Below are 16,185 nucleotides of genomic sequence, written 5' to 3' on the forward strand. Positions count from 1 at the left end.
CCCGCTTACTTGGCGTCCGCCTGCATCCGCATGGAGACGATCTTGTCCGGGTTCGTGACCTGACCGCTACCGGGCGCGCCCTTCTTGATCTTGCGCACGGCATCCATGCCGGAGACGACTTCGCCGAAGAGCGTGTAGCTGCCGGTCAGAGAGCCGCAGCCCTCGTAGCAGATGAAGAACTGCGAATTGGCGGAATTCGGCGATTGCGAGCGCGCCATGCCGACGGAACCGACCTTGTAGGGCGTCTGGCTGAACTCGGCCGGGATGTTGGGCAGGTCGGAGCCGCCGGTGCCGGTGCCGGTCGGATCGCCGGTCTGGGCCATGAAGCCGTCGATGACGCGGTGGAAGACGACGCCGTCATAGAAGCCGCGCTTCACCAGCGCCTTGATCTGCGCGACATGCTTCGGCGCCAGATCGGGCCGCAGGCGGATCGTCACCGGGCCGTCCTTGGTGGTCAGCACCACGGTGTTGTCGGGATCGGGCTTCGGCGCGGCAGTCTGTGCCTGGGCAAAGCCGAGCGAGGCGAGAAGGGCAAAAGCGGCGAGCGAGCTGCGCAGCATGAAGATCTCCATGGCCGCAAATGGGGCGGCGACCTTTCGGTCAGTAGCGATATCCTTTGACCGGAACAAGGCATGCGGCGGCCGCGAATCCAGCCTTGTTGCACTGCACAAGTGCAGCCGAGAATGAATTTGCAAAAAGTTGAGGCTGGAGGTGCCTAAACTGATGACAACTCCGTCACAATCGGCTAATCCTTCTTGCGCTGGGCACGCTTTGTTAAGGCAAGGCGCCGCGGACCAGGTCTCGGGAGGAACGAACGCCCGCTAGTATGCAAGTCGTACGCACATAGACGTACGCCGATACTGCGGAAAAAGGCGGACTCACCAAGGCAAGGCTGCGGCCTTGCCTTTTTTCTTTGGGGGCTCCCGTTGAGGCGCCGCATGAGCGACGCCCCAGCCTGAATCGATATGGCGACTGCGAATGGCGGGCTCGAACCGCCCCTTTTTCGCTGCCGCTTCGTCGCCCGAGCCGTTCTTCGATCATGGCGAAGCCGTGGAAGGCATGGGGGCTCGAAAACCGGCCCCCGCGCCAAGAACTAAAGCACGGCTCCCGTTGCCCGAGATCTCCAGAGCCGTTCTCGATCGGGCTCCGGCGACAGATCAAAAATTGCCACGGTCCCGGTTCGGATGTGACGTCGCAGAGCATCGCTGCGCTGCGTATCGATCCGAAGCCTGCCCAGGTCGCGGAGTTCCTGAAGCCGTGTGCGCGATACCGCCAGTTCGGATGCCAGCAGACGATCGAGGCGCGTGCCGACCTGAAGCGGCACCGTCAGCGCGATCTCCAGTTCCGTCCAACAGGGCGCTTCACATACGACATCCTTCAAGATGTCGTACTCGGAGAACTCGTCGATGCGTTGCGACTTGCGCCTCAATGCATCGAGATTGAACGCTTCTACCTGGATCCATTCCGGATCGTTGGACTGAAGCGCCTCCAGAACCGAAGGATCGATGTCGCGAAGGTTGCGTCGCTCGAAGAGCGGACGGTTCCAGGTTTTTTCGCAATCCACGCATTTGTAGATGAGCCAGGCGTCAAGCTTGCGGCCATTGGCGTTGAGCCGGATCTTCCCACTGGATTGGAAGGCTTTCAGCCCGCCGCAACCGCTACAAGCAATCCAAGGTCGGGGGGCGGTTTTGGGCGTGATGGTCCAACGGACCCGAAGTGCTCTGCACATAGTTGTCTTGGTCTTCCGTTCGGAAGTTCACCAAGATGGCGCGTGAGAGACCCTTGCCGGGCGCGGTATGGCGGTGTCGTGATGGTCGAAGAGCAGAAACAGCGGGAGCTGTGCTGGCGCATTTGAACAGTGCCAAACCGGTCTCTCGCCACCACCCGACGAAGCATTCATACGCCGACGGCGTTCCGCCACCGGCTGTACGGGTGAACTAGATTGAGACCGGACTTACTTAGGCAAAGTCTACCTCGAGGCACCAAAGCTCTTCGCCAACAGCGATAGCAGGTGATCGGCGTCAGCGGGAGCCCCGCCCAGCGTCCGACGAGAAGAGCCGCCGGATGAGATAATTCTGCAACGGCGCCCGATGACGACGACCGAGCTGAAAAGCGCGCTTCAGAACGCAGCGGCCGCTTCAGAAGTCGTAATTCGCCCAGACATACCAGACGAAGACAAAGATGACGGCCGCGATGACCGAGGTGATCGCCGCCTTCTTCAGCAGCCCGGGCAGGACCGGCGCGCCGGGCTCGGTGCCGTCGACGACCTCCCCGCTTTCCTGCTGGCTGCGGATGCCGAAGGGCAGCACCGCGAACAGCACCGTCCACCAGATGATGAAATAGACCGCAAGCGCGCTGGCGATGGTCATGGCGTGGTCCCTGTCAGCGCGATGCAGGAAAAGGCGACGCGCGCCTCGGTCGGAACACCGAAACGGGCCGTGTGGCGCGCCGGCAGGCCGTTCGGGAAATGCTTCACATATTCGGCGTTGCAAGCGGCATAATCGGCCGGATCGGTGATCAGCATCGTCATCTGGACGACGCGATCGAGAGCGCTGCCCGCCTCTGCCAGGATCTCGGCGACCCGACCCAGCGCGTTGCGCACCTCCTCGGCCGGCGTCGCGCCGCGATGGATGCCGCGCGCCGGATCATGCGGCGCGGAATGCCCGGAAACGAAGACGAGGCCGCCGGCGACCGTCGCGGCGCTGAAGGGGCGCGGCGAGCCGGGTTCAGGCTGGCCGAGAAAGCTGATGTCCGACATGGCTCAGGCCTGCTCCAGCTCGACCAGCGTGCCGAGGAAATCCTTGGGGTGCAGGAACAGCACCGGCTTGCCATGGGCGCCGATGCGCGGCTCGCCGGAACCGAGCACCCGGGCGCCCTGCTCCTTCAGCCGGTCGCGGGCGGCGAGGATGTCGTCGACCTCGTAGCAGATGTGATGGATGCCGCCGTCCGGGTTGCGCTCGAGGAACTTCGCGATCGGGGAATCGGCGCCGAGCGGCTCGAGCAGCTCGATCTTGGTATTGGGCAGTTCGACGAAGACGACGGTGACGCCGTGCTCCGGCTCGGGCTGCGGCTGCGAGACGCGCGCGCCGAGCGTGTCGCGATAGAGCGCCGTCGAGGCCGCGAGATCCTTCACGGCAATGGCGACGTGGTTGAGGCGTCCGATCATGTCTCTCTTCCCGCTCACACCCATCCTCGGAAACGCTACGTCATCCCGGACAAGCGGCGCAGCCGCGCCGATCCTGGATCCATCGAAGGGCGATGTCTCGCCTTATGATGGATTCCGGATCTCCGCTTCGCTGCGTCCGGAATGACGGTGCGTGACCGTACGAGATCGTACTCTAGACCTCGATCACCAGCGCATGCACCTGGGGCTTCTTGCCCCATTCCTCGTTGACGGCGCTGCGGACGCCGCGCTCCAGCGCATTGCGCAGAGCCTCGGGGTCGCGGCGGCGGGCCTTGGGAATGCCGTCGAGCAGTTCGGCGACGGTGTCGGCGACGTATTCTTCGAAATCCGTGCCGTCCTGCGTGCGTGGCGGCAGGCCGAGGATGGCGATCTCCGGCTCGCCGGCGATGCCGCCCTTCTCGTCGACCGCGACCGCGACCGAGACCATGCCGGCGAAAGAGAGCCTACGGCGCTCGGCAATCGTCTTCTCCAGCGAATTCACCAGCAGGCTGCCATCCTGATAGAGCCGGCCATGCGGCGCCTCGTCGATCTTCCGCGCCCCCTCGGCCGAGATCGCGACGACATCGCCATTGACGGTGCGCAGCACATGCTTGACGCCGAGGCTGCGGGCGAAGCTCTCATGCTCGGCGAGGTGCAGATCCTCGCCATGGGCGGGGATCGCGATCTGCGGCTTCAGCCAGCCATAGAGCCTGGCCATCTCCTCACGGCGCGGATGGCCGGACACGTGCACGAGATGGGTGCGGTCAGTGATGATCTCGATGTTGTCGCGCGCCAGGGCGTTCAGGATGTTGCCGACCGATTTCTCGTTGCCGGGGATGGTGCGCGAGGAAAAGATCACGCGATCGCCGGCCGAAAGCGCGATCTCGGGATGGTCGTCGGCGGCGATTCGCGAGAGCGCGGCGCGCGGCTCGCCCTGGCTGCCGGTGACCAGCGCCACGACCTTGTCGCGCGGCAGGTAGCCATAGGCATCGACCGGGCGGAAGGACGGGATGCCGTCGAGATAGCCGCATTCGCGCGCGACATCGATGACGCGGTCCATGGCGCGTCCGACGACGACGACCTCGCGATCATTCGCCATCGCCGCTTCGGCGACGGCGCGCAGCCTTGCGACATTGGAAGCGAAGGTGGTGACGGCGACACGGCCCGGCGCGGAAGCGACCAATTCCTTCAGCTTGGCGGCGACATCGGCCTCGCTCGGGCTGGTGCCGTCGCGCATCACGTTGGTCGAGTCGCAGATCAGGGCGAGCACGCCCTCCTCGCCGAGCTCGCGCAGGCGCTTCTCATCGGTCGGCAGGCCGACGCGCGGGGTCGGGTCGATCTTCCAGTCGCCGGTATGGACGACGAGGCCGGCCGGGGTGCGGATGGCGAGCGCGTTCGATTCGGGGATGGAGTGCGCGACGGGCACGAACTCGATGTCGAAGGGGCCGAGCGTGATGCGCCCGCCCTGCGGCACGACATTGATCTCGACCTTGGGCGCGCCGGGCTCCGAGAGGCGGCGCGTGCCGAGCAGGCCGGCGGCGAATCGCGTGCAGTAAACCGGGGCGCGCAGGCTCGGCCAGAGCGCCGCGAGCGCGCCGATATGATCCTCATGGGCGTGGGTGATGACGATGCCGATGAGGTTCGCCCGTTCCTCGATAATATAGCGCAGGTCGGGCAGGACGATGTCGACGCCCGGCGCCTCCGGCCCGGCGAAGGACAGGCCGCAATCGACCAGGATCCATTTTCGCCGCCCTTCCGGCCCGAAGCCGTAGAGGGCAGCGTTCATGCCGATCTCGCCGAGGCCGCCAAGGGGAACGAAAACAAGCTGGTCGCTGGAACGGGTCACGGATGATCCTGCAGGCACGGAGAGCCGCCAGCGGCATGCCTCATCGCACGCCGGTCGCAGCTTCCTGGAAGATGTTTCGGAAAACGCAGGTCATCCCGGACGAAGCGAAGCAGAGATCCGGGATCCATGCCGGACCCTTTCCGGTCGGCGTTCCGGCATGGATCCCGGGTCGTCCCTTGGCCGCCCGGGATGGCCGCGTTGAACCGGAAATGTCCTTTAGCACGGTCGTGTCGCGGCAGGCCAGCATTGCCGCCCGCCACCTCAGGGCGCCCCGAAGAACAGATCGCCCGCATCGATCAGGCGTCGGCCGGTTTCGGTTTCGAGCTCGAGGCGGCCGGTCGGATCGAGGCCGTTGAAACGGCCCGCAAGCGGCCCTTCCGGCAAACGGATCGTGATGGTTTCGCCGAGGAAGGCGGCGCGTTCGAGCCAGGCGGCGCGGATCGGGCCGAAACCGCCGGGTTGCGACCAGACGGCGTGGCGCTTCGCCCAGGCGTCGCTGAGTGCGAGCAGCATCGCCTCGACATTCGCGCGGGGCGCGGCGGTCTTCAGGTAAGTCGCCGGATAGGGCGTGTCCGTCGGGCAGGAGGCGATGTTGACGCCGCAGCCGAGGATCACGTTGAGCCGCCCTGCCCGGCTTTCGCCTTCGAGCAGCAGGCCCGACGTCTTGGCGCCGCCGAGCAGCAGGTCGTTCGGCCATTTCAGCTTGAGCCCGCCAGCGGCGGGGCCGAGCAGTTGCGAGGCGGCATCATGCAAGGCGAGCCCGGCGACGAAGCCGAGCTGAGGCGCCAGCGCCGGCTCGCACGGGTCGGTCAGCAGCAGGCTGGCGTAGAGATTGCCGGGCGGCGAGCCCCATTGCCGGCCGTGACGCCCGCGCCCGGCCTTCTGGCTGCGGGCAACGATCCAGAGCTTGCCCGGCTCCCCCTGATGCAGGGCGCGGCGGGCCTCCTCCATGGTCGAGCCGACCTCGTCGCGGATGATCAGCCGGTAGCCGGCAGCGCGGGCGGCTTCACCGAGCATGGGGCACAACGCACGGAGACGACATGCCCCCGTCATTCTCGGGTGAAGCGAAGCGCGGACCCGAGAATCTCAGGCCGGAAAAGCCGCCTCTCCTTCGCGAGATGCTCGGGTCAAGCCCGAGCATGCCGGCGCGCATCACTCAAAACAGCGACTTCGCCGCAGCCGCAGCGGAGTCGAAGAGCGGTGCCGGCACGAGCGACAGCGCCAGCACGAAGACGGCCGAGACGAACAGCACCGTGCGCACGCCGAGATCCGAGCGCTCGAAGGCCGGCTTCGGATCGTCGAAATACATCACCTTGACAAGGCGCAGATAGTAATAGGCGCCGACGACGCTGGTCAGGACGCCGACGACGGCGAGCGTGTAGAGCTTGGCGTCGATCGCGGCGAGGAAGACGTAGAACTTCGCCCAGAAGCCGGCGAGCGGCGGGATGCCGGCGAGCGAGAACATCATCATCGAGAGCGCGAAAGCCATCCAGGGGTTCGTCCGGGAGAGGCCGGCAAGCTCGTTGATGTCCTCGACCAGCTTGCCGTCGCGGCGCATCATCAGCACGCAGGCGAAGGCGCCGAGCGTGGTGGCGAGGTAGATCGCCATATAGGTCATCACGCCCTGCACGCCGCCGGCCGTGCCCGCGGCAAGGCCGACCAGCGCGAAGCCCATATTCGCGATCGAGGAATAGGCGAGCAGGCGCTTGATGTTGCGCTGGCCGATCGCGGCGAAGGCGCCGAGCGCCATCGAGGCGATCGAGATGAAGATGATGATCTGCTGCCAGTCATGGATCGCGCCGGGGAAGGCGCCGATGAAGACGCGGATCACCATCGCCATCGCCGCCATCTTGGGCGCCGAGGCGAAGAAGGCGGCGACCGGGGTCGGCGAGCCTTCATAGACATCCGGCGTCCACATATGGAACGGCACGGCCGAGATCTTGAAGGCGACGCCGGCGGCGATGAAGACGATGCCGAAGACGAGACCGAGGCCGGCATGGCCGCCCTGCGTCGCCGCCGCGATGCCCGGGAAGGTCACCGTTCCGGTGAAGCCATAGGTCAGCGAGGCGCCATAGAGCAGCATGCCGGAGGAGAGCGCTCCGAGCACGAAGTACTTGAGGCCGGCTTCCGTGGAGCGGGCATTGTCGCGGTCGAAGGCGGCGACGACATAGAGCGCCAGCGACTGCAATTCGAGGCCGACATAGAGACTGATGAGATCGTTGGCCGAGATCATCATCATCATGCCGATGGTCGAGAGCACGATCAGGATCGGGAACTCGAAGCGCATCACGCCCTGACGGCGCAGCGTCTCCGAGGCCAGGAGGATGGTCGCACCAGCGCCCAGCAGCGTCAGCACCTTCATGAAGCGGGCGAAGCCGTCGGCGACGAAGCCGCCGTTGAAGGTCAGGAGTCTGCCCTCGCCCGAGACGACCACCACGAGCGCCACGGCAAGCAGGACAAGCGCCAGGCCTTCCAGCAGGCGGCCGGCACGCTCGCCGCGGACGGCGCCGATCAGCACCATGGCGATGGCGCCGAGCGCCAGGATGATTTCCGGCAAGGCCGGGCCGAGAGCGGGCAGAGCCATGTCCGAGACCTTACTGCGCGGCGAGCATGGCCGTCTTCGCGACGGTCAGCGCGGCCTGATAGTTCTTGATGAGCATTTCGGTCGGCGCCGCGAAGGCGTCGAGGATGGTGTGGGGCTGGATGCCGTACCAGATCGTCAGCAGGACCAGCGGAGCGAGGATCGCGATCTCCCGGCCGTTCAAATCCTTGATGTCCTTGAGCTCGGGCTTCACCAGTTCACCGAAGACGACGCGGCGATAGAGCCAGAGCGCATAGCCCGCCGAGAGGATGACGCCCGACGTCGCGAAGAAGGCGACCCAGGGATTGGCGCGGAAGGCGCCGAGCAGCGTCAGGAACTCGCCGACGAAACCGGCCGTGCCGGGCAGCCCGACATTGGCCATGGTGAAGACCATGAAGACCACGGCGTAGAGCGGCATCCGGTTCACCAGCCCGCCATAGGCGGCGATCTCGCGGGTGTGCATCCGGTCGTAGATCACGCCGACGCAGAGGAAGAGCGCGCCCGAGACGAGGCCGTGGCTCATCATCTGGAACATGGCGCCCTGGATGCCCTGCGGGGTCAGGGTGAACAGCCCCATGGTGACGAAGCCCATATGCGCCACCGAGGAGTAGGCGATCAGCTTCTTGATGTCCTCCTGCATCAGCGCCACCAGCGAGGTGTAGACGATGGCGATGACGGAGAGCGCGAAGACCAGCGGCGCGAAATCATGCGACGCCTCCGGGAACATCGGGATCGAGAAGCGGATGAAGCCGTAGCCGCCCATCTTCAGGAGGATCGCCGCCAGGATGACGGAGCCGGCGGTGGGCGCCTCGACGTGGGCGTCAGGCAGCCAGGTATGGACCGGCCACATCGGCATCTTCACCGCAAAGGAGGCGAAGAAGGCGAGCCAGAGCCATTTCTGCATGCCGGCCGGGAACTGGTGGGCGAGCAGCGCCGGAATGTCGGTGGTGCCAGCGTTCCAGTACATCGCCATCACGGCCAGCAGCATCAGCACCGAGCCGAGCAGCGTGTAGAGGAAGAACTTGTAGGAGGCGTAGACGCGCCGCTTGCCGCCCCAGATGCCGATGATCAGGAACATCGGGATCAGGCCGGCCTCGAAGAACAGGTAGAACAGCACGAGGTCGAGCGCCGCGAAGACGCCGATCATCAGCGTCTCCAGCACCAGGAAGGCGACCATGTACTCCGCCACCCGCTTCTCGACCGAGGTCCAGGAAGCGAGGATGCAGAACGGCATCAGGAACGCCGTCAGCACGATGAAGGGGAAGGAGAAGCCGTCGACGCCGAGCTTGAAGCGGATCGACTCCGAGATCCAGCCATGGCTCTCGACGAGCTGGAAGCCGGGATCGGCCGGGTTGAAGCGGCTCCAGGCGACGCAGGCGAGCACGAAGGTCAGCACCGTCGTGACCAGCGCCGCCCAGCGGGCGTTTGAAGCGACCGAAGCCTCGTCGCCGCGCTGCGCCAGGATGAAGGCAGCGCCGACCAGCGGCAGGATCAGGAGACCGGTGAGAATACCGAAACCGAACATCATCTCACCCGCGGGTCACGAGATACCAGGTCACCAGCCCGGCGACGCCGATCAGCATGGCGAAGGCATAGTGGTAGAGATAGCCGGTCTGCAGACGCACGACGCGGTTGGTGACGTCGACGACGCGGGCCGAGACGCCGTCCGGACCGAAGCCGTCGATGACGAAGCCGTCACCCTTCTTCCAGAGGAAGCGGCCGAGCCACTTCGCCGGGCGCACGAACAGGAAGTCGTAGATCTCGTCGAAGTACCATTTGTTGAGCAGGAACCGGTACAGAACCGGGTTCGCTGCCGCGAGCCTGCCCGGGATGTCCGGCCGGCGGACATACATCCAGTAGGCCAGCACGAAGCCGATCGCCATCGCCACGAAGGGCGACCAGACCACCCAGCCCGGCACTTCATGCATGGTGTGCAGGATGTGGTTGTCCTTGCCCATGAACAGCGCCGACTTCCAGAAATGCTCGAAGTCGTGGCCGATGAAGTACTCCTTGAAGACATAGCCGGCAGCGACCGCGCCCAGCGAAAGCAGGGCGAGCGGCAGCAGCATCACCCAGGGGCTCTCATGCGGGGTGTGATCATGGCCGTGGCCGTGATCGTCATGCGCATGGTCATCGTGGCCGTGAGCGGCGTGCGCGTGATCGTCGTGACCATGTGAACCATGGCCATGGCCCCAGCGCGGCGCGCCCTCGAAGGTCATGAAATAGAGCCGCCAGGAGTAGAAGGAGGTCATGCAGGCCGCGACGACCAGCAGGACGAAGGCGTAGGACGAGGCGAAGCCGCCATGCGCCACCGAGGCATAGGCGCTCTCGATGATGGCGTCCTTGGAGAAGTAGCCGGCGAAGCCAGGGAAGCCGGTCAGTGCCAGCGTGCCGATGGTCATGGCGGCGGCGGTGAAGGGGATATGCTTCCGCAGGCCGCCCATATGGCGCATGTCCTGCTCGTGGTGCATCGCGTGGATGACCGAGCCGGCGCCCAAGAAGAGCAGCGCCTTGAAGAAGGCGTGCGTGAACAGGTGGAAGATGCCGGCGCCGTAATTGCCGACGCCGAGCGCGACGAACATGTAGCCGAGCTGCGAGCAGGTCGAATAGGCGATGACGCGCTTGATGTCGTTCTGCACGAGGCCGACCGTCGCGGCGAAGAAGGCCGTGGTGGCGCCGATGACGACAACGACGGTGAGCGCGACCGGAGCGTATTCGAAGATCGGCGAGAGGCGCGCGACCATGAAGACGCCGGCCGTGACCATCGTCGCGGCATGAATGAGGGCGGAGACCGGGGTCGGGCCTTCCATCGCGTCCGGCAGCCAAGTGTGCAGCAGGAACTGCGCCGACTTGCCCATGGCGCCCATGAACAGCAGCAGGCAGGTCAGCGTCAGCGCATTCCAGTCATAGCCGAGGAAATGGAAGGGCTTGCCGACCATCTCGCCGACGCGCGGGAAGATCGAGTCGAAGGTGACCGCGCCGAAGAGCACGAAGATCAGGAAGATGCCGAGCAGGAAGCCGAAATCGCCGACGCGGTTGACGATGAAGGCCTTCATCGCCGCGGCATTGGCCGAGGGCTTCTGGTACCAGAAGCCGATCAGCAGGTAGGAGGCGAGACCGACGCCTTCCCAGCCGAAGAACATCTGGACGAGGTTGTCCGCCGTCACCAGCATCAGCATGGCGAAGGTGAACAGCGAGAGATAGGCGAAGAAGCGCGGCCGGTGCGGATCCTCGTGCATGTAGCCGATGGAATAGAGGTGCACGAGCGACGACACGGTGTTGACGACGACCAGCATCACCGCCGTCAGCGTGTCGATGCGGAAGGCCCAGTCGACCTGCAGGGCACCAGAGGAGATCCAGTTCGCGACCTGGATGCGCGTCGTGCCCGAACCCAAGCCGACCTGGAAGAAGGCGACCCAGGACAGCACTGCCGAGACGATGAGCAGCGAGGTCGTGACGATCTCGGAGCCGCGCGCGCCGATCAGCCGGCCGAAGAGCCCGGCGATCAGGAAGCCGATGAGGGGGAGGAAGACGATCAGGTGATACATGTCCGTGAGGTCCAGGCGCCTTGCGACGCTCAGCCTTTCATCATGTTGATGTCTTCCACCGCGATCGAGCCGCGGTTGCGGAAGTAGACGACGAGAATGGCGAGACCGATCGCGGCCTCCGCCGCCGCCACCGTAAGCACGAGCAGCGCGAAGACCTGGCCGACGATGTCGCCCAGGAAGCTCGAGAAGGCGACGAAGTTGATGTTGACCGAGAGCAGGATGAGCTCGACCGACATCAGGATGACGATGATGTTCTTGCGGTTGACGAAGATGCCGAGCACGCCGAGCGTGAACAGGATCGCGCTGACGGCGAGATAGTGGCCCAGTCCGATCATCATGCCATCTCCTCGGGAACGCCGGCGCGCGAGGGCACCTGCTTGACCTCCATCGCCGCGGCCTTGGTACGGGCGTTCTGGGTCGGGACGTGCTGGCGCTTGATGCCGTGGCGCTCGCGCAGCGTCAGCACGATCGCGCCGATCATGGCGACGAGCAGCACGAGGCCGGCCGCCTGGAAGTAGTAGATGTACTGCGTGTAGAGCACGCGGCCGAGCGCCTCGGTATTCGTGATCCCGCCGGGAATCGCGGCGACCGGCGCCTTGACGAGCTGCGGGTTGATGACCCAGGCGCCGACGACCATCAGGAGCTCGACGGCGAAGATGAAGCCGATCAGCGCGCCGATCGGCAGGTAGTTCAGGAAGCCCTGGCGGAACTCGGCGAAATCGACGTCGAGCATCATCACCACGAAGAGGAAGAGCACCGCGACCGCGCCGACATAGACGACGACCAGCAGCATCGCGAGGAACTCGGCGCCGAGCAGCATGAACAGCCCGGCCGCGTTGACGAAGGCCAGGATCAGATAGAGCACCGAGTGCACGGGATTGCGCGAGGTCACCACCATAAAGGCGGATGCCACGGTAATGCCTGCGAAGAGATAGAAGAAAGCCGCTGCGGCATTCATCTCGGCCAGCCCTTCCCGCCCCTTTTCGGCGCGGTCCTCGTTTGGTTCGTGCTCCGGGACTCAAAAGACCCCGAGCAATTTGGAGCGTCTATAATCAGGCCCGCCGGGCGGGACAACCGCACGGCGGGTCTGGTCTCGTTCTAAGGGCGTCATTCTCGGGCTTGACCCGAGAATCTCCGGCAAGAGATGCCCGGGTCAAGCCCGAGCATGACGGCGCTTCAACTACCGATAAGGCGCGTCCATCGCGATGTTGCGCGCGATCTCGCGTTCCCAGCGCGCGCCGTTCGCGAGCAGCTTGTCCTTGTCGTAGAACAGCTCCTCGCGGGTCTCGGTCGCGAACTCGAAATTCGGCCCCTCGACGATGGCATCGACCGGGCAGGCTTCCTGGCAGAAGCCGCAGTAGATGCACTTCGTCATGTCGATGTCGTAACGGGTGGTGCGGCGCGTGCCGTCGTTGCGGCGCGGGCCGGCCTCGATGGTGATGGCCTGCGCCGGGCAGATCGCCTCGCAGAGCTTGCAGGCGATGCAGCGCTCCTCGCCGTTCGGATAGCGACGCAGCGCGTGCTCGCCACGGAAGCGCGGCGAGAGCTGGCCCTTCTCGAACGGGTAGTTCAGCGTCGCCTTCGGCTTGAAGAAATAGCGCATCGAGAGCCCGATCGCCCCGACGAACTCCTTCAGCAGCAGGCCCCTTGCGGCTTGCGCGAGTGACATCGCCTTCGTCCTTCCATCCTCAGCCGAACACAGTCCGGCCGATCACGAAACCCAGGACCGGCATCAAGCCGATCGTCATCACAACCAGAGCCGCCCGCAGGATGCGGATACGGCGCTCGTAATCATCCTTCTCGGCCTGCGTCTCCGAGCGATCCGTGCGCCGCAGCGCCCCGATCACCACGGCCGAGATCAGCCGGTATTCCAGCAGGCCGAGCCCGAAGCCGATCAGGGCTCCGAGCGGGCCGGCCCAACTCATCCAGCCACCGGGCCCCAGCCCGTCAGCTGCAGCACCAGCGCCACAATCACCACGCAGGCCAGCGAGAGCGGTAGGAAGACCTTCCAGCCCAGGCGCATCAGCTGGTCGTAGCGGTAGCGCGGCACGAAGGCCTTCACCAGCGCGAACATGAAGAACACGAGGCAGACCTTGAGCGCGAACCAGAACACGCCGGGCAGCCAGGTGAAGGGCGGCAGCGCGACCGGGGGCGCCCAGCCGCCGAGGAAGAGGATCGTGGTCAGCGAGCACATGGTCATGATCGCCACGTATTCGCCGAGCATGAACAGCAGGTACGGCGTCGAGGAATACTCGACCATGAAGCCCGCCACGAGCTCGGATTCCGCCTCGGCCAGATCGAAGGGCGGCCGGTTCGTCTCGGCCAGCGCCGAAACGAAGAAGACCACGAACATCGGGAAGAGCGGGATGAAGTACCAGTTCAGGATCGAGAGCCACGGCACGCCGAGCGCGTGCGCCAGGCCCCGGTTCTGCTGCGCCTCGACCACGGCCGAGAGATTGAGCGAGCCGACGCAGAGCAGCACGGTGATGATGACGAAGCCGATCGAGACCTCGTAGGACACCATCTGCGCCGCCGAGCGCAGCGCGCTCATGAACGGGTATTTCGAGTTCGAAGCCCAGCCGGCCATGATGATGCCGTAGACGCCGAGCGAGGAGATCGCGAGGATGTAGAGCACGCCGACATTGATGTCGGCGATCGCCCAGCCTTCCGCCACCGGGATCACCGCCCAGGCGCCGAGCGCCAAGAGGCAGGAGATGAAGGGCGCCAGCAGGAAGATGCCCTTGTTGGCGCCGGACGGAATGATCGGCTCCTTGAGCGCGAACTTGATCAGGTCGGCGAAGCTCTGGAACAGGCCCCAGGGGCCGACCACGTTCGGGCCGCGGCGCAGCTGCACGGCCGCCCAAACCTTGCGGTCGGCGAGCAGGATGTAGGCGATGAAGACCAGCAGGCAGACCAGCAGCAGCAGGCTCTTGCCGAGAACGATCGCGATATCGAGGACGAGGTCCCAGTTCATGGCCGGTTACTCCGCCGCCTGCTGGTGCCGGCCCGAGGCCAGCGCCGAGCATTCCGCCATGATGGCGGAGGCACGCGCGATCGGGTTGGTCTGATAGAAATCGGCGACGGGCGAGACGAAGCCCGCCTTGTCGGTCTTGCCGCCGAGGCCGGCGAGCCTGCCGATCTCCGAAGCGTCATTGGCCGGCAGGCCGTCGAGCGCCGCGAAATGCGGATGCGCCTCATAGAGCGCCTTGCGCAGGCCGGCGAGCGTGTCGAAGGGCAGCGTCTTGCCCAGCGTCGCCGAGAGCGCGCGCAGGATCGCCCAGTCCTCGCGGGCATCGCCCGGCGGGAAGGTGGCGCGGTCGCCCATCTGCACACGGCCTTCCGTGTTCACATAGGTGCCGGACTTCTCGGTGTAGGCCGCGCCCGGCAGGATGACGTCGGCGCGATGGGCGCCCTTATCGCCATGCGTACCCTGGTAGACGACGAAAGCGCCTTCCGGCACCTCGATCTCGTCGGCGCCGAGCAGGAAGAGCACATCGAGCGCCCCCGGCTTGACCATCGCGGCAGCGTCCAACCCACCCTCGCCGGGCACGAAGCCGAGATCGAGCGCGCCGACACGCGACGCTGCGGTGTGGATGACGCCAAAACCGTTCCAGCCTTCGCGGACAGCGCCGAGCGCTTGCGCCGCCTTGGCAGCGAGCGAGAGGACGGCCTCGCCGTCGGTACGGGCGAGAGCGCCCTGCCCGACCAGCACCATCGCCTTGCCCTCGCCGGCCTGGGCCGATTTCACGATATCGGCCAGCGTCTCCGGACCAGCGCCGAGATAATCATAGGCATAGGTCAGATCGGCCTTCTCGCCGATGAGGCTGACCTTGAAGTTGCCGCGCAGCCAGCGCTTGCGGATGCGGGCATTCAGGATCGGCGCCTCGCGGCGCGGGTTCGAGCCGATGATGAGCAGCGAATCCGCCTGCTCGATGCCCGCGATGCCGGCGTTGAGCACGTAGGAGGCGCGGCCGAACTTCGGATGCAGCCTGGTGCCGTCCTGGCGGGCGTCGAGATTGGCCGATCCGAGCGAGGCGATCAGCGCCTTCAGCGCGAACATCTCCTCCACGGCCGCGAGATCGCCCGCGATGGCGCCAATCTTCTCTGGGCTCGCGGCCTTCACCTTGTTGGCGACGGCAGCGAAGGCCTCCGTCCAGCTCGCGGGGCGCAAGCGCCCGTTCTCGCGGATATAGGGCCGGTCGAGGCGCTGGGTCTTGAGACCGTCGGCGATATGGCGGGTCTTGTCGGAGATCCACTCCTCGTTCACCGCCTCGTTGAGGCGGGGCAGGATCCGCATCACTTCCTTGCCGCGCGAGTCGACGCGGATGGCCGAGCCGACCGCATCCATCACGTCGATGCTCTCGGTCTTGGAGAGCTCCCAGGGCCGGGCCTTGTTCTGGTAGGGCTTGGAGGTCAGCGCGCCGACGGGGCAGAGATCGACGACATTGCTCTGGAGCTCCGACGACATCGCCTGCTCGAGATAGGTCGTGATCTCCATGTCCTCGCCGCGGCCGATGGCGCCGAGATCGGAGGCGCCGGCGACCTCGGTGGTGAAGCGGACGCAGCGCGTGCACTGGATGCAGCGGGTCATCGTCGTCTTGACCAGCGGGCCTATATACTTGTCCTCGACCGCGCGCTTGTTCTCGGCATAGCGCGAGGTGTCAGCGCCATAGGCCATCGCCTGGTCCTGGAGATCGCATTCGCCGCCCTGATCGCAGATCGGGCAGTCGAGCGGGTGGTTGATGAGCAGGAACTCCATCACCCCTTCGCGCGCCTTCTTGACCATCGGCGATTTGGTCAGGACGACCGGCGGCTCGCCGTTGGGGCCGGGGCGCAGGTCGCGCACGCCGATGGCGCAGGAGGCCTGCGGCTTCGGCGGGCCACCCTTCACCTCGACGAGGCACATGCGGCAGTTGCCGGCGATCGAGAGGCGCTCGTGGAAGCAGAAGCGCGGCACCTCGACGCCCGCGGCCTCGCAGGCCTGGAGCACGGTGTACTCGGCGGGGACATCGACCTCGATGCCGTCGATGAGGAGTTTCGTCATGGT

General features: G+C 65.7%; 16 protein-coding genes. All 16 read right to left on the reverse strand.

Annotated elements, in window-relative coordinates; all coding sequences use genetic code 11:
- Positions 1-5 precede the first annotated feature (5 nt).
- Complete coding sequence (locus GGC47_RS15270; protein ID WP_038368701.1) at positions 6-560, reverse strand: peptidylprolyl isomerase; 555 nt, start codon at positions 558-560, stop codon at positions 6-8.
- A gap of 533 nt (positions 561-1,093) precedes the next feature.
- Complete coding sequence (locus GGC47_RS15275) at positions 1,094-1,729, reverse strand: DUF1062 domain-containing protein (RefSeq protein WP_142020829.1); 636 nt, start codon at positions 1,727-1,729, stop codon at positions 1,094-1,096.
- Between the two features lie 409 nt (positions 1,730-2,138).
- Positions 2,139-2,369: a DUF1467 family protein gene (locus GGC47_RS15280; RefSeq protein WP_112762111.1), complete on the reverse strand. Its 231-nt coding sequence runs from the start codon at positions 2,367-2,369 to the stop codon at positions 2,139-2,141.
- Positions 2,366-2,758, reverse strand: coding sequence for a RidA family protein (locus GGC47_RS15285; protein WP_051988450.1), 393 nt, complete (start codon positions 2,756-2,758; stop codon positions 2,366-2,368). Before GGC47_RS15285 ends, GGC47_RS15280 begins: the two co-directional genes overlap by 4 nt.
- A gap of 3 nt (positions 2,759-2,761) precedes the next feature.
- Positions 2,762-3,166, reverse strand: coding sequence for a methylmalonyl-CoA epimerase (gene mce / locus GGC47_RS15290; protein WP_133564106.1), 405 nt, complete (start codon positions 3,164-3,166; stop codon positions 2,762-2,764).
- Positions 3,167-3,338: 172 nt separating this feature from the next.
- Positions 3,339-5,009, reverse strand: coding sequence for a ribonuclease J (locus tag GGC47_RS15295; RefSeq protein ID WP_038367681.1), 1,671 nt, complete (start codon positions 5,007-5,009; stop codon positions 3,339-3,341).
- Between the two features lie 261 nt (positions 5,010-5,270).
- The gene (locus GGC47_RS15300; RefSeq protein WP_038367683.1) at positions 5,271-6,026 is read right to left on the reverse strand and encodes a biotin--[acetyl-CoA-carboxylase] ligase; all 756 of its coding nucleotides are present in this window, start codon (positions 6,024-6,026) and stop codon (positions 5,271-5,273) included.
- 139 nt (positions 6,027-6,165) lie between these two features.
- A complete protein-coding gene (gene nuoN, locus GGC47_RS15305) occupies positions 6,166-7,593 on the reverse strand; it encodes an NADH-quinone oxidoreductase subunit NuoN (RefSeq protein ID WP_142020828.1) in 1,428 nt (475 codons plus the stop codon).
- Positions 7,594-7,603: 10 nt separating this feature from the next.
- A complete protein-coding gene (locus GGC47_RS15310) occupies positions 7,604-9,115 on the reverse strand; it encodes an NADH-quinone oxidoreductase subunit M (protein ID WP_038367688.1) in 1,512 nt (503 codons plus the stop codon).
- A 4-nt stretch (positions 9,116-9,119) separates the two neighbouring features.
- Entirely contained in the window at positions 9,120-11,138 is a 2,019-nt protein-coding gene (gene nuoL, locus GGC47_RS15315) for an NADH-quinone oxidoreductase subunit L (protein WP_133564100.1), read from the reverse strand.
- A gap of 29 nt (positions 11,139-11,167) precedes the next feature.
- Positions 11,168-11,476 carry an NADH-quinone oxidoreductase subunit NuoK gene (gene nuoK / locus GGC47_RS15320; RefSeq protein ID WP_038367693.1) on the reverse strand — a complete coding sequence of 103 codons (309 nt, stop codon included), beginning with the start codon at positions 11,474-11,476 and terminating at the stop codon, positions 11,168-11,170.
- Positions 11,473-12,096, reverse strand: a complete 624-nt coding sequence (locus GGC47_RS15325; RefSeq protein WP_133564098.1) for an NADH-quinone oxidoreductase subunit J — start codon at positions 12,094-12,096, stop codon at positions 11,473-11,475. The genes nuoK and GGC47_RS15325 overlap by 4 nt, the downstream gene beginning before the upstream one ends.
- Positions 12,097-12,318: 222 nt before the next feature.
- On the reverse strand, positions 12,319-12,807 hold the full coding sequence (nuoI, locus tag GGC47_RS15330; protein ID WP_038367698.1) for an NADH-quinone oxidoreductase subunit NuoI: 489 nt from the start codon (positions 12,805-12,807) through the stop codon (positions 12,319-12,321).
- A 19-nt stretch (positions 12,808-12,826) separates the two neighbouring features.
- Entirely contained in the window at positions 12,827-13,063 is a 237-nt protein-coding gene (locus GGC47_RS15335) for a hypothetical protein (protein WP_142020827.1), read from the reverse strand.
- Positions 13,060-14,112, reverse strand: coding sequence for an NADH-quinone oxidoreductase subunit NuoH (nuoH, locus tag GGC47_RS15340; RefSeq protein ID WP_142020826.1), 1,053 nt, complete (start codon positions 14,110-14,112; stop codon positions 13,060-13,062). The genes GGC47_RS15335 and nuoH overlap by 4 nt, the downstream gene beginning before the upstream one ends.
- Before the next feature lie 6 nt (positions 14,113-14,118).
- Complete coding sequence (gene nuoG, locus GGC47_RS15345; protein WP_429068448.1) at positions 14,119-16,182, reverse strand: NADH-quinone oxidoreductase subunit NuoG; 2,064 nt, start codon at positions 16,180-16,182, stop codon at positions 14,119-14,121.
- Positions 16,183-16,185: the final 3 nt, after the last annotated feature.

Origin of the sequence: Allobosea sp. OAE752 (assembly GCF_050433265.1) — a bacterium.
Taxonomy (GTDB): domain Bacteria; phylum Pseudomonadota; class Alphaproteobacteria; order Rhizobiales; family Beijerinckiaceae; genus Allobosea; species Allobosea spartocytisi.